Annotated in this window: 15 protein-coding genes; 6 read left to right on the forward strand and 9 right to left on the reverse strand. The window is 64.7% G+C overall.

What is annotated here, in order from left to right; genetic code table 11:
- Positions 1 to 65: 65 nt before the first annotated feature.
- Complete coding sequence (locus tag KBY85_RS03520) at positions 66 to 1,544, forward strand: FAD-dependent oxidoreductase (RefSeq protein ID WP_254960163.1); 1,479 nt, start codon at positions 66 to 68, stop codon at positions 1,542 to 1,544.
- 6 nt (positions 1,545 to 1,550) lie between these two features.
- Here KBY85_RS03520 and cobM read toward each other — a convergent pair whose 3' ends face one another.
- Genes cobM through petC form a run of 4 tightly spaced genes read right to left on the reverse strand, consistent with a single transcriptional unit; the run spans position 1,551 to position 4,716 of the window.
- A complete protein-coding gene (gene cobM / locus KBY85_RS03525) occupies positions 1,551 to 2,318 on the reverse strand; it encodes a precorrin-4 C(11)-methyltransferase (RefSeq protein WP_254960164.1) in 768 nt (255 codons plus the stop codon).
- Entirely contained in the window at positions 2,315 to 3,175 is an 861-nt protein-coding gene (lgt, locus tag KBY85_RS03530) for a prolipoprotein diacylglyceryl transferase (protein WP_254960267.1), read from the reverse strand. The genes cobM and lgt overlap by 4 nt, the downstream gene beginning before the upstream one ends.
- Positions 3,172 to 4,107: a cytochrome f gene (gene petA, locus KBY85_RS03535; RefSeq protein ID WP_254960165.1), complete on the reverse strand. Its 936-nt coding sequence runs from the start codon at positions 4,105 to 4,107 to the stop codon at positions 3,172 to 3,174. The genes lgt and petA overlap by 4 nt, the downstream gene beginning before the upstream one ends.
- 48 nt (positions 4,108 to 4,155) lie before the next feature.
- The gene (gene petC, locus KBY85_RS03540) at positions 4,156 to 4,716 is read right to left on the reverse strand and encodes a cytochrome b6-f complex iron-sulfur subunit (RefSeq protein WP_254960167.1); all 561 of its coding nucleotides are present in this window, start codon (positions 4,714 to 4,716) and stop codon (positions 4,156 to 4,158) included.
- A gap of 130 nt (positions 4,717 to 4,846) precedes the next feature.
- Between petC and KBY85_RS03545 the strand changes: the two genes are divergently transcribed.
- Positions 4,847 to 5,203 carry a DUF3067 family protein gene (locus tag KBY85_RS03545; protein ID WP_261359466.1) on the forward strand — a complete coding sequence of 119 codons (357 nt, stop codon included), beginning with the start codon at positions 4,847 to 4,849 and terminating at the stop codon, positions 5,201 to 5,203.
- Here the strand turns inward: KBY85_RS03545 and tatC are convergent.
- Both tatC and KBY85_RS03555 read right to left on the reverse strand, forming a co-directional pair.
- On the reverse strand, positions 5,200 to 5,979 hold the full coding sequence (gene tatC, locus KBY85_RS03550; protein ID WP_254960170.1) for a twin-arginine translocase subunit TatC: 780 nt from the start codon (positions 5,977 to 5,979) through the stop codon (positions 5,200 to 5,202). The genes KBY85_RS03545 and tatC overlap by 4 nt on opposite strands.
- Positions 5,976 to 7,682 (reverse strand): NFACT family protein, encoded by a 1,707-nt coding sequence (locus KBY85_RS03555; RefSeq protein WP_254960173.1) that lies wholly within the window; start codon positions 7,680 to 7,682, stop codon positions 5,976 to 5,978. The genes tatC and KBY85_RS03555 overlap by 4 nt, the downstream gene beginning before the upstream one ends.
- A gap of 96 nt (positions 7,683 to 7,778) precedes the next feature.
- Between KBY85_RS03555 and gmk the strand changes: the two genes are divergently transcribed.
- Positions 7,779 to 8,333: a guanylate kinase gene (gene gmk, locus KBY85_RS03560; RefSeq protein WP_254960175.1), complete on the forward strand. Its 555-nt coding sequence runs from the start codon at positions 7,779 to 7,781 to the stop codon at positions 8,331 to 8,333.
- 77 nt (positions 8,334 to 8,410) lie between these two features.
- Here gmk and KBY85_RS03565 read toward each other — a convergent pair whose 3' ends face one another.
- Both KBY85_RS03565 and KBY85_RS03570 read right to left on the reverse strand, forming a co-directional pair.
- The gene (locus KBY85_RS03565; RefSeq protein ID WP_106501463.1) at positions 8,411 to 8,527 is read right to left on the reverse strand and encodes a Photosystem I reaction center subunit IX; all 117 of its coding nucleotides are present in this window, start codon (positions 8,525 to 8,527) and stop codon (positions 8,411 to 8,413) included.
- A gap of 65 nt (positions 8,528 to 8,592) precedes the next feature.
- Entirely contained in the window at positions 8,593 to 9,087 is a 495-nt protein-coding gene (locus KBY85_RS03570) for a Photosystem I reaction center subunit III (protein ID WP_254960268.1), read from the reverse strand.
- Positions 9,088 to 9,148: 61 nt separating this feature from the next.
- Between KBY85_RS03570 and tsaD the strand changes: the two genes are divergently transcribed.
- Both tsaD and KBY85_RS03580 read left to right on the forward strand, forming a co-directional pair.
- Entirely contained in the window at positions 9,149 to 10,216 is a 1,068-nt protein-coding gene (tsaD, locus tag KBY85_RS03575; RefSeq protein WP_254960176.1) for a tRNA (adenosine(37)-N6)-threonylcarbamoyltransferase complex transferase subunit TsaD, read from the forward strand.
- Positions 10,217 to 10,256: 40 nt separating this feature from the next.
- Complete coding sequence (locus KBY85_RS03580; RefSeq protein WP_254960177.1) at positions 10,257 to 10,466, forward strand: chlorophyll a/b-binding protein; 210 nt, start codon at positions 10,257 to 10,259, stop codon at positions 10,464 to 10,466.
- 27 nt (positions 10,467 to 10,493) lie between these two features.
- On the opposite strand, the gene KBY85_RS03585 is transcribed toward KBY85_RS03580, so the two are convergent.
- Positions 10,494 to 11,675 (reverse strand): type IV pilus twitching motility protein PilT, encoded by a 1,182-nt coding sequence (locus KBY85_RS03585; RefSeq protein ID WP_254960178.1) that lies wholly within the window; start codon positions 11,673 to 11,675, stop codon positions 10,494 to 10,496.
- Between the two features lie 105 nt (positions 11,676 to 11,780).
- Here KBY85_RS03585 and wecB point away from each other — a divergent pair, with 105 nt between their 5' ends.
- Positions 11,781 to 12,890, forward strand: coding sequence for a non-hydrolyzing UDP-N-acetylglucosamine 2-epimerase (wecB, locus tag KBY85_RS03590; RefSeq protein ID WP_254960180.1), 1,110 nt, complete (start codon positions 11,781 to 11,783; stop codon positions 12,888 to 12,890).
- Positions 12,891 to 12,906 lie beyond the last annotated feature (16 nt).

Below are 12,906 nucleotides of genomic sequence, written 5' to 3' on the forward strand. Positions count from 1 at the left end.
CTCCACAGCTTAAAACACCACAGGCAGTCGATCGGTCACCATGGGCTAAGAGCCAGTCGCATTGCGTGAGCGCCAACCCCGAAGGAGCCGATCCCAAGCCAGCAACGGCCCCTGTGGACTTGAGCCAGCCAGTGGATGTTGATCAGCCAGTGGATGTTGATCAGACAGTGGACGTATTGGTCGTGGGAGGCGGGGTGTGCGGTACGGCCCTGCTGTTCGAACTGGCTCGCTACACCGATTTGGGCCGCATCCTGCTGGTGGAGCGCTACGACGCCCTGGCCAGGGTGAACTCCAAGGCCACCAACAACAGCCAGACGATTCACTGCGGCGACATCGAGACCAACTACACGCTCGAGAAGGCGGTGCGGGTGAAGCGCACCGCCGAGATGATCGTGAACTACGCCGAGCTGCTTGATCCAGCCAGCCGCGAGCTCTGTGTGTTTCGCACTCCAAAAATGGTGCTGGGGGTGGGCGAGCACGAGTGCACCTTCCTGCGGGAGCGCTTTGCTCGCTTCTCACCCCACTTCCCGGCAATGGAGCTGCTCGAGAAGCCGCAGATCGCCGAGTGGGAGCCCCAGGTGGGACTGGTGCAGGGGGAGTTGCGCCCGGAGGAGCTGGTGGCGATCGGCATCCGCCGCACCTACACCGCCGTGGACTACGAGGAGCTATCGGCCTCGTTCGTGGCCCAGGCGGCGGCGGCGGTGGCTGGAACGCCGCGCCAGCTCACGGTGCAGCTAGGCACCAGCGTGGTCGCGATTACGCCTGAGGGCGACGGCTACCGGGTGGAACTGGCCCCCACCCCCGGCTGCTCCAGCGCCGCCAGGGAGGCTCCGCGCTCGGTGCGGGCCCGGCACGTGGTGGTGAATGCCGGAGCCCACAGCCTGCTGATGGCCCAGCGCATGGGCTACGGACTGGAGTATTCCTGCCTGCCCGTGGCCGGCAGCTTTTACTTCACGCCGGATTTGCTCCGGGGCAAGGTTTACACGGTGCAGAACGACAAGCTGCCCTTTGCCGCCATCCACGGCGACCCCGACGTGCGAGCCCCTGGCAAAACCCGTTTTGGCCCTACCGCCCTGCTGCTGCCTCTGCTGGAGCGCTACAGACCAGCCTCGTTTTGGGAGTTTCTGAAGGTGCTGCGGCTCGATTGGGCAGTGCTCGCCGTGTTCTGGCAGCTCTTTCGCATCGCCGATATCCGCAATTACATCTTTAAAAATCTGCTGTTCGAGGTGCCCTGGCTGAGGCGGCGATTGTTTTTGGCAGATGCTCGCAAGATCGTGCCCGACATGCGCTTCGAGGATCTCAACTTCGCTGAGGGCTATGGCGGCGTGCGACCCCAGCTAATCGATAAGGCCAACCGCAAGCTGATGCTCGGCGAGGCCAGCATCGCGGCCCGGCCCGGCCTTGTGTTCAACGTCACCCCTTCCCCTGGGGGCACCTGCTGCCTGGGTAATGCCGCCCGCGACCTGGAGGCGATCGTCGAGCGGCTGGGCTGTGGCTTCGATCGGCAGCGCTTGGCCAGGGAGCTTTATGGCGAGGCGGACTGAACGTTTTCAGCTAGCGCCGCCGCGGAAGAGGTGATTGTGGCTAGCTGAGTAGAGGCGAGAACGGGCCTCCGCCGGCGCCGCCAGCGCCGGGCTCACCACGTAGAGGGTGGTGCGGATCAACTGCCGTTCCTGGCTCACCCGGGCCATGTCGGCCAGGGGAACCACCTTGATCCACTCATCAGGCCAGCTCACCCGGTAGCCAATGGCTACGGGAGTGTCGGCGGGGTAGTGGCGCAGCAGCTCGGTTTGCACCTCTTCGACGTGGCGAGCACTGAGGTAGAGGCATAGGGAAGCGCGCAGGGCGGCAAGCCGCTCCAGGGCCTCCCGCTCCGGCACGCCGGTGCGTCCGCCAGCGCGGCTCAGCACGATCGTCTGCACCAGGCCAGGGATGGTGAGCTCGCTCTGCAGGGCCGATGCGGTGGCCTGGTAAGCACTCAAGCCGGGCACCACCTCCACGCCGATACCGGCATCGGCCAGGCGGCAAATTTGCTCGGCGATGGCGCCATAGAGGCAGGGATCACCGTCGTGGAGCCGCACCACGGTTTTGCCGGCCCGGGCCCGATCCAGCACCACCTCCATCACCTGCTCCAGCGTGAGGGTGCTGGTGCGCACCTGCTCACAGCCCTCGGGTGCCAAGGCTGCGATCTGGGGATTGATTAGGGAATCGGTCCACACCAACACCTCTGCCTGCTCCACAAGGCGGGCGGCGCGCAGGGTGAGCAAGTCGGGTGCGCCGGGACCGGCACCAACTATCCAGACAGGCTTGTTATTCAAGTGGCTACTCCACTGGGGTCGGGCAGGGGGCGGTGGCGGCGGTAGAGCCACCAGAGGCCAACGCCGCCAAGGGAAATCAAAAGCAGGCTGACCAGCTGGGCCATGCGCAGGCCGCCATCACAGAAGGGCGGCTCGGAGAGCAGGCAGAGGGGGTCGAGGCGCAGCCCTTCAATCCACACTCGCCCGCTGCTGTAGGCCATCAGATATACGCAGCTGAGTGCTCCTGGCAGCAGCTGAATGCGGCCGCGACTGGCGGCCCGAAATAGCGCCAGCAGGAGGGCGCACACCCCCAGATTCCAAAGGGATTCGTAGAGGAAGGTGGGGTGAAAGTAGAGCTGCTCAAAAAATTCAGCTGGGCGGCTGGCCGCGGGGATCTGCAGTTTCCAGGGAAGATCCGTAGGCAAGCCGAAGGCCTCGGAATTAAAGAAATTTCCCCAGCGGCCGATCGCCTGGCCGAGGGCCACGGAGGGCATCAGCACATCGAGCAGTTGCCAGAAGGGCTGCCGGCGCCAGCGGCAGAACAGCATCGTGGCCAGGGAGCCGCCCAGCAGGGCGCCGTGGATGGCGATGCCTCCGCGCCATATCGCGATCGCATCAAGCCAGTTGCTGGAATACTGGCGCCACTCGAGGGCGACGTAGTAAATGCGTGCTCCGATCACGGCTCCCAGCACCATCAGGGGCAGGAGATCGGCAATCAGGGATGGCTCAATGCCTCGAGCCCGGCCGAGCCGGGTGGCCAGGCTGAGGCCCAGCAACACGGCCACGGCGATGAGCAGACCGTACCAGCGCAAGGAAAAGGGGCCCAGCTGGAAAACCAGGGGCCCCGGGGAGGTGAAGGTGGCAAGCACGCTGCTCAGATCAAGCCTTCAGCAGCCTGAACCTTTTCAACCTGGCGCTTTTTGAGCACCAGCAAGATCTGGGCCAGGGCGATTGCGGCAAAGAATGCCAGCAAACCGTAGATGCGCACAGGGTTTTGCAGCACAACCTCGGCATCAATCTGTCCGAAGCCACCCACGTTGGGGTCGTTGGTGATCGGTGAACCGGCAACTACTGCATCACCAACCGCCGCCACGATGGTGGGGCCAGCCGGCACGGTTTCAGTGGCCGTAGTGCCATCTGCGGCGGTGATCTCCACCAGGGAAGCGCCGTTATCACCGGCAGTGATTGCTGACACCGTGCCAGTTACGGAGGCGTTGAACACGCCGTTGTTGCTCTTTTCGCCGGTGGGATACACCTGGCCGCGGCCACGGTTGCCGCCCACATGCAGCTGGTATTTGCCGAAGTGGATGCTGCTGTCGGTGGCGGGATCAGGAGAGAGAATCGGGAAAACGATCTCTTGGTGCTCATCACCGGAGATCGGGCCCACCAACAGGATGTTGGGTTGGTCGTCGGAATACTGGGTGTAATAAATGCCGGCAGTTTCCTCCTTCAGCTCCTCGCTGAGCCGGTCTTGCGGGGCAAGGGTGAAGCCATCTGGAAGCATCACCACAGCGCCGACATTCAGACCGGTGCGGCTGCCATCGCCGGCCACCTGCTGAACGCTTGCGTCGTAGGGGATTTCCACCACGGCCTTGAACACCGTGTCAGGGAAGATGGCCTGGGGCACTTCCACCCTGGTGGCCTTCTTGGCCAGGTGGCAGTTGGCGCAGACGATCTTGCCGGTGGCCTCCCGGGGGCTGGCGTAGTTCTGCTGGGCCCAGAAGGGATAGGCCCAGCTGGGGCTGGCGCCGGTCAAAAGCACGGCGAAGGCGATCAGGGAGCCGAGCAGCAGGGAAAGGGAACGACGCATCACGAGATCAGGCGACAGACAGGGAGAAGAAAAGCTGGATCGGGGTAATCAGGCCCACCAGGGCTTGTCGCCGGTGCGGAAGTCGGTTTCGCTCCACTGGCTAAGGAAAACGTTGTCGTTGTCTACAGAAACGTGAGCCAGGGCCAAGGAGAGGGGCGCTGGACCGCGCACCACTTTGCCGGTGGCGTCGTACTGGGAGCCGTGGCAGGGGCACATGAACTTATTGGCACCGCTGTTCCAGGGCACTACGCAGCCAAGGTGAGTGCAGATGGCATTGATGCCGTAGCTGCCGATGGCATCATTGCCCTCAACGAGCAAGTAGGTCGGATCTCCCTTGAGGCCCTGCACCAGGCTGAGATCGCCCTCCTTGTGGCTGCTGAGCCAGCCGCTGGCAGTGACGCTGTTGCCGAATTCGTCTTTAGCGGTGGTGCCGCCGCCGCCGCCTGCCGCCTTGGGGGGGATGAAATAACGAGCCACTGGATAGAGGGCACCCAGGGCCACACCGGTCACAGACCCGAAGGTCAGCAAGTTCATGAACTGCCGGCGGCCCATTCCGGGCACATCACCGTTGGAGGCGCTATTTGAAGCGCTCGCTGGCATCTGGGTCATGAAGACGCGCCGGGACAATGTGGCGCTCATTATGAACCTTGCCTGTGCGGCTCCGGGGCGGTGCAGCCGGCTGGCCCCTGGGCCTGCAACATGCTGTTGTGCAATCCGTCGCGTGAGCTTGGGCGTGTCCCTGCCCTCCAGTGCCCTCCCCCCACCCCCTGAGCCAGGTTCGCCCCTGTCTGCGCAAGAGGTTTGGGATCTGCTGCAAACCCGTTGGCAGGTTTCCTACGACCTGCAGCTGGTGCAGCGTCGCGGCCGGCTCTATCTACAGGTGATGTGGGCCTACTTAGAGCAGCAATCCTTTCCGCTCACGGAGGATGGCTACCGCAGCAAGCTCGAGGAACTGGTGGGTTTGCTCAATGGCCTAGGCGTAGCCGAGCAGGTGCGCAGCTGGCTCGGCACCACCTCCGATAAGCCGAGACAGGGCAAGGCCATGGGTCTGGCGTTGGAGATCCCGGCCGGCCGGGCCAGCGAATTTTTGCTCTAGGCAGGCCGCAGCCGTTCGGTGCAGGCCACCAGGCCAACGCCGATTAGGTAGAGGGCCGTGATCGCCCCGGAGAGCAGCAGCATCGTTACGGGGTCGGTGGAGGGGGTCAACACGGCCCCCGCCAGGGCACTTGCCAACACCACCCAGCGCCAACCCGCCAGCATGGGCTGGGCCTTCACCAGGCCAAGGGCGCCGAGCAACAACTGCAGCACTGGCAGTTGAAATGCCAGCGCGGTGGCCACCATCAGCAGCAGCACGAAATCGAGGTAGCGCTCGATCGACCAACTCGGTTCGACCACGTCGGCGCCGTAGCTCACCAGGAAGCGCAGGGCTGCGGGCACCAGGGCCCACCAGGCGAAGGCCAGCCCCGCCGCAAACAGCACCGCCGAGCCAGCTACCGCCGGGGCCACCAGCCGCCGCTCCCGCCGGGTAAGTCCCGGAAGCACGAACCCCAGACCCTCGTAGAGCACGTAGGGCAGGGCCAAGGTGAGCCCGGCGTAGCCCGCCACTTTGAACGACACAAACAAAAATTCGCCCGGGGCCAGCTGCAGAAAGCGGATGCCCTCCGCTGGCACTTCCAGCAGCCGCACCAATGGTTTAACGGCGACAAGGCAGGCTGCTGCCGCCACCACTACCGCCAGCAGGCTGCGCAGCACGCGGCGGCGTAGCTCCTCGAGATGGTCCACCAGGCTCATCTCCACCTCGGCTGGAAATTCTCCAGGCTCCGAGTCGGGCGCGGCGCGGCGCTTGGCTGAAATTTCGGGTTCGGCGCTCATCGTTTCTGCTCCATCAGCAGGCTAAGAGCCCGCTGAGGTTCTCCCCACAGCACGGAGCCGCCACGATGGCGCACGGTACCGGGGGCTGCACCAGGAATGCGTTGTAACTCCTCGGTGGGCACCATCACCACCGGCACCCGCCTGTTGCCCCGGCCCCTGCTGTAGTGAGAGGCCAGATCGGCTGCTGCCTGCAGATCCGCATCGCTGGCCAGTCGCTCCGAGCTTTTCAGCACCACATGGCTGCCCGGCAGCTCCTGGGCGTGGAACCAGAGATCGCCGCGGCGCGCCTGGCGAAAGGCGATCCATTCGTTTTGGCGGTGGTTGCGGCCAATTTGTATGGACAAACCGGAAGGTGTGTGCAGCTCCAGGGGTTGGGGCACCCCCTCGATCGCCCCAGCCCGACGCCTCTGGCGACTCCCCGCCGGTTTGCGCTGGCCGCGCTCAGCCAGTAGGGCTTCGAGCTCGCCAACCAGGCTGCCCACCTGCTCGAGGCTGTCGGCCTGCTCCAGGTAGGTGAGGCTGGCTTCGAGGCTTGCTAAGCGCTGCCTGTGCTGCTCCAGCCTGGGGGTGATCGCCGCCACCGAGCGCCGCCGCTTGCGGGCGGTTTTGTAGAGCTTCTGGGCCTCTTCAATGCACTGGCGGCTCGGCTGTAGCTGGCTGAGCAGGGCATCGGCGCGGCGCTGCAGAGCTTCCCCTTCAGGCACCGCATCCAGCAGGGCTTGCTGCTCGCTGGCCTGGCGGCTTTCGCGCTCGAGTGTGGCCTGCAAGCGGTGCTGCAGCTGCTGGCGCTGCTGCACAAGCAGCTGGGCGCCGAGGTGCTCGCTGAAATAGGCGGCCATGCCTTGATTTATTGCCAGGGCTGGATTTGCGGCAGGGGTATCGCCGCTGGATCCAGCCCAGCAGCGGTAGCCGGCCGGTTCGAGCTGCCAGCTGAATCGCCCCATCTGCACGGCTTCAAGCCACTGGCGCCAGCCTTGCCACAACTGCTGCCATTGCTCCGGACTGATGCTGTCCACGCTCAGTTCGCCCCAGCCGCAGGGCAGTAGCTGGCGCAGTAAGGCCGGACTCATGCCCTGGTAGGCATCGCGCAGGGCCTGCTGCAGGGGCAGGGGCACTAGGCGCAGACGGCGCTGCCAGCTGCCAAAGCTCTCCTCCAGCCGCGGCGGCTCGCCCGCCAGGGGCGGGGGCGGTTGGTAAGGGTCGCCGGTGCCGATTGGCCGTAGGCGTGATTGCTGGGGTTTCACCTGGCGGGCCAGGGCCACTACCTGGCGGTCGGCGTCGAGCAGCAGCAGGTTGCTGTGGCGGCCCATCAGCTCCACCACCAGCCAGCGCAGCACGGGCTCACCGGGACGCCTGGCGAAGCCGAGCTCCACCACCCGCTCCCAGCCCTGCTGTTGGATTTCGATGAGGGCCAGACCCTTGAGGCCGTGCTGCAGCTGCTGGGCCAGGGTGCTGCCATCCCCTTGGCGGGGTGGCGGCAGGATCGTGTGCAGCCGAGCCGCTTCCGCCTGCCAGCTGAGCTCGAGCCAGTGGCTACCGCTGAGGCTGCGCAGGCCGATCTGCAGGGCCTGGGGGCTGGCCTGCTGGGCCTTCTCGAAGCGACTTGGCAGCAGTAGCGGCCGCCACTCGGCCAGCACCGCCCGCAGGGTCGTGACGTCTACTGCCTGAAGGCGGGAGGGTGCCTGAAGGCGGGAGGGAGACACGGCTTGGCAGGGCAACACGGCTTGGCAGTGCAACACGGCTTGGCAGTGCAACACGGACGCTGGCTTCTACTCTGCAGGCCAGAGCTGTCGCCCGCCATGAGCGCCTTGCCCGGCCGTCTCACCTTGATCACCGGCCCTAGTGGAGTCGGCAAGGGCACCTTGGTGCAGCGACTGCTGCTACTTCATCCGGAGATCTGGCTATCGATCTCAGCCACCACCCGTGCCCCCCGCACCGGTGAGCTAAATGGTCAGCACTACTTTTTCCTGACTCGCGACGCCTTTGAAGGCCAGGTGGCTGAGGGCGGGTTTTTGGAGTGGGCTGAATTTGCCGGCAACCTTTACGGCACCCCCCGCCAACCGGTGCAGGCCCAGCTAGCTGCAGGCAGGCCCGTGCTGCTTGAGATCGAGCTGGAGGGGGCACGCCAGGTGCGCCAAAGCTTTGCCGAGGCTTTCCAGATTTTTGTCGAACCCCCCAGTTTTGAGGAGCTTGAGCGGCGTATCCGCGGCCGCGGCACCGATAGCGAGGAGGCGATTGGTCGGCGGCTGGAGCGGGCCAAGGTGGAGCTGGCTGCGGCGCCGGAATTTGACGCGGTGCTTGTCAACGGCGAACTGGAGCTGGCCCTGGCCGAGCTGGAGCAGCTGCTGGGCTAGGGCGGCTAGGCACGGGCAAAAAAAAGCGGCCCCCCGGGGCCGCGTCTGATCAGAATTGACTGATCAGAGGGGTCTGATCAGAGGGGAAGGAACAGCAAGTCGGGGAAGAAATGGTTGAATTCGATAATTATTACAGCGGTAAGGCCAAACCAGATGGCAGCAAATACCGGAGCGGTGGTGAGGAACTTTTTCATGGTGAAAAATTAGAGATGCATCTAGGACTTGCAGGGCTAAGCAACCCTTAGCGGGGCGAAACCGCTCAGCGAGGGGAAACCGTGACCTTGTCGTCGGATTCGAGCAGCTTGCCGCTGGTGAGCTCGCCGAAGGCGGCCAGGGGCCAGGTGGCTGCTGCCAGGGTGCTCTTAAAAGCCAAAGGCAGATCGATCTGGATCTCCTTCATGGTGGCGTCTTTATCGCCGCGGATGGCGCGCAGGTAGTTGCGACCAGCCCAGCCAATGCAGCCAGCGATGTAGAGGAAGGCGATACCGGGGAGCATGAAATCACCGGCATGGTTCCAGCGACCATCCACGATCAGGTGGGGCAGGCCATCGGCACCGCATACGGACTGGCTGTACATCGCGAAGCGAGCCTTGGCCTGATCGGTTTTGGCGGTAGCAGCGCGCTGCTGGAAGCGGGCGCTCTCGGAGCAGGGGGTCAGCCCTGCCACGTCAGCCTTGGCCGTAGGGGCGAAGCCGAGCAACAAGAAGGCGGAGAGCAGAACCGCGAAAAGTCGGCGGGAGAAAAGACGGCGCATCGGACGCAAGGCCGCGGGGCAGGATGACACTTCTGGACAGTACGGGAGCTGTAGAAGTCCAATGCCACTGGTTCTGGCCCTCGAAACAAGTTGTGACGAGTCGGCGGCAGCGATTGTGCGTGATCAGACGGTGCTCGCCAGTGCCGTCGCCTCCCAGGTGGAGGAGCACGCCCGCTGGGGTGGCGTGGTGCCGGAAATCGCCTCGCGGCGCCACGTCGAGGCCCTGCCCCAGCTGATTGAGCAGGTGTGCCGCGACAGCGGCGTGACCATGGCCGAGCTCGATGGCATCGCCGCCACCGCCGCGCCGGGCCTGGTGGGGGCCCTGCTGGTGGCCTCGGTCACGGGCCGCACCCTGGCGAGGCTGCATGGCAAGCCCTTTGTGGCTGTTCATCACCTGGAAGGTCATCTCTGCTCGGTGCAGCTGGGCGAGCCCCTGCCCCCCGGTCCCTACCTGGTGCTGCTGGTCAGCGGCGGCCACACCGAGTTGCTGCGGGTTGACGGGCCTGGCCGCTATCTCCGCTTGGGCCGCAGCCACGACGATGCCGCCGGCGAAGCTTTCGACAAGGTCTCCCGCCTGCTCGGGCTCGGATACCCGGGTGGTCCGGCGATTGAGGCGGCTGGGCAAAACGGCGACCCCCTTCGCTTTGCCTTGCCCAAGGGCCGGGTGTCGCGGCCGGAGGGCGGCTTTTATCCCTACGACTTCAGTTTCAGCGGCCTCAAGACGGCGATGCTGCGCCAGGTGCGTGCTTTGGAGGCTGAGCACCAGGCGGGCGGCGAGCCGTTGCCGCTGGCTGATCTAGCGGCCAGCTTTGAGCAGGTGGTGGCCCAAGTGTTGGTGGAGCGCAGTTGCCGTTGCGCCCGGGAGCAGGGATTGGGCACGCTGGTGCTGGTGGGTGGCGTGGCCGCCAATCGGCGGCTGCGGCAGCTGTTGGAGCAGCGCTGCGGGCTCGATGGCCTGGCTTGGCGGGTGGCTCCGCTGGCCTACTGCACCGATAACGCCGCCATGATCGGTGTGGCTGGGGCCCAGCGCCTGGCTGGCGGCCAGAGCAGCTGCTTTGACCTGGGCGTGGCTGCCCGGCTGCCCCTGGAGCAAGCCGGCTTGCTTTACGAATCACAACCGTGCTTTTAATTGTCGTAAACTAAAATTCATACGGTATTGGTGCGGCCCGATGATCACCCTCAACCGCGAGCCCGAGCTGCAAGCCACCGTCGATATCGATCAAGTGCCCGACGGGTTTGAGCCAGTGAGTGCCACTGAGCTCAACGCCTGGCGCCGAGGAATTACCCCCCAAGCCGAGATCTGGAACGGCCGGCTGGCAATGGTGGGTCTGTCGGTTGGCTTATCGGTGCTGCTGGTGGCCCGCCTAGCGAGCCACTAGCAAACTTTTGCAGCTTCTCTGTGGTGTCTAGGTGCGACCGCGAAGCGCTTGAGCAAGCTCGTTGGGCTTGAGGCTTTGGGCTAAGGCTTCCTCGGGGGTAACCCGGTGGGCTTCTACCAACTGCTGCAACGACTGATTTGCGGTTTGCATGCCATCGAAAGCGCTGCGCTTCATGATCTCCTCGATCTCGTCGAGTTCGCCTCGCTGGATGTAGTCCTTGCAGGCGTCGGTGTTGATCAAAATGTCGTGATAAGCGGCCCGTTTGCCGTCGGTTGTTTTAAGCAGTCCCTGGGCTATCACGCCGAGCAGTGATTCTGAAACCGCACGCCGGACACTGTCCTGTTCACTGGGGGGATACATGCCTAGCACCCGTTCTACGGTTTTGACGGCGGAGTTTGTGTGCAAGGTGCCAAATACCAAGTGGCCTGTCTGGGAGGCCTCGATGGCTGTGGCCAGGGTCTCTTGATCGCGTATTTCCCCAATCAGGATTACATCGGGATCCTCCCGAAGGGCTGCCCGCAGGGCGTTGTGGAACACCTTGGTGTGCTGACCAACCTCCCGGTGTCGAATCAAAGATTGGCGACTTTCATGTACGAATTCGACCGGATCTTCGATGGTGAGAATATGGCGGCACATGTTGCGATTGATCCAGTCGATCATCGCGGCAAGGGTGGTGCTCTTGCCGGAGCCGGTGGGGCCCGTAACCAGGATCATTCCCTTGGGCCGGGCCGCCAGCTCCTTGAGCACTGGCGGCAGGTTGAGATCTTCCATGGTGGCGATCTTCTGGGGGATTAGCCGCAGCACCATCGCCGGGCCCCGCAACGAATCCAACAGGTTGATGCGCACTCGCACAAAGGAAAAGGCGTGGGAGCCGTCGAATTCCTTCTCGCGTTGGAAGGCGTCGATTTCGACGGGGCTGAGCATCTCTTTCATCCAGCCGCTGAAGGTGGCCGCATCAGTCACTGGCCATCCGGTGCCAGCCATCTCCCCCCGGGCCCGGAAGCGGGGTTGCTCGCCAACTCCCAGGTGCACGTCGGAGTAGCCCCTTTCGTTGGCGATGCGCACGATGCCTTCGAGGCTGTCGGGCTGGCTGCCGTTATCTACCCGGCTGGGGGCAGTTCCAATGTCTGGGGTGGGGGCAGGGGGCGCCGCTGCTGGGGGGAAAGGTGACGGGGGAAGGGGAGAGGGAGGAAAGGGTGAAGTCGTCATCTGCGGTCACCGGTATTTGCCCAGCTTCGCTGCTGCTGCGGCTTCTGTCAGCACCAGCCCCTTTGCTGACGACCTTCGTAGGATCAATTGGTCTGCAACGCTTCGGTGTCCAAGCCCCTTGTCACGATCGTGCTGGGCACCCGTCCGGAGGCCATCAAGCTGGCTCCGGTGATCCGGGCCTTTCAGCAGGCCGACGATTTCCGCACTCGGGTTGTGCTCACCGGCCAGCACCGCGAGATGGTGAGCCAGGTGATGGGTCTTTTTGGCCTGACGGCTGACCACGACCTGGCTCTGATGGCCCCCAAGCAGACCCTCACCCACATCACCTGCGGCGCGCTGCAGGGGCTGAAGCAGGAATTTGGCGAGCATCGTCCCGATCTAGTGCTGGTGCAGGGCGACACCACCACCGCCTTTGCCTCGGCCCTGGCGGCCTTCTACGAGCAGATCCCGGTGGGCCATGTGGAGGCCGGGCTGCGCACCGACAACCTGCTCGATCCCTTCCCGGAGGAGGCCAACCGGCGCCTGATCTCCCAGCTGGCCCAGCTGCACTTCGCCCCCACGGCCCTCTCGGCTGCTAATTGCCGGGCCTCAGGGGTGGTGGGCACGGTGCTGACCACCGGCAACACGGTGATCGACGCCCTGCTGTTGATGGCCGAGCAGGCGCCTCCCTACACCCTGCCTGGCCTCGATTTTGAGAAGCAGCGGGTAATTCTGGCCACGGTGCACCGGCGTGAAAACTGGGGTGAGCGCCTACAGGACATAGGCCGCGGCTTCCGTGAGCTGCTCGAGCGCTATCCCGATACGGCCCTGCTGCTCCCCTTGCATCGCAATCCCACCGTGCGAGAGCCCCTGCAAGCCCTGCTCGGCGACCACCCCCGCGCCTTCCTGGTGGAACCCCTCGATTACGACCAGCTGGTGGCGGCGATGCGCGGCGCCACCTTGGTGTTGAGCGATTCGGGGGGTCTGCAGGAGGAGGCGCCATCGCTGGGTAAGCCGGTGCTGGTACTGCGCCGCACCACGGAGCGCCCCGAGGCTGTGGAGGCGGGCACGGCCAAGCTGATTGGCACCGACAGCGCCGACATCGTGGCCGAGGCCAGCCGCCTGCTCGACAACCCCGAGGCCTATGAGGCCATGGCCCGGGCCCACAATCCCTTTGGCGACGGCCAGGCTTCGGGGCGGATTGTGGATGCTGCCCGCACTTTCCTGGCTGGCTGAGCCTTGGGACCTGAGG

This window comes from Cyanobium sp. BA5m-10, assembly GCF_024346255.1.
Lineage (GTDB): Bacteria > Cyanobacteriota > Cyanobacteriia > PCC-6307 > Cyanobiaceae > Cyanobium_A > Cyanobium_A usitatum.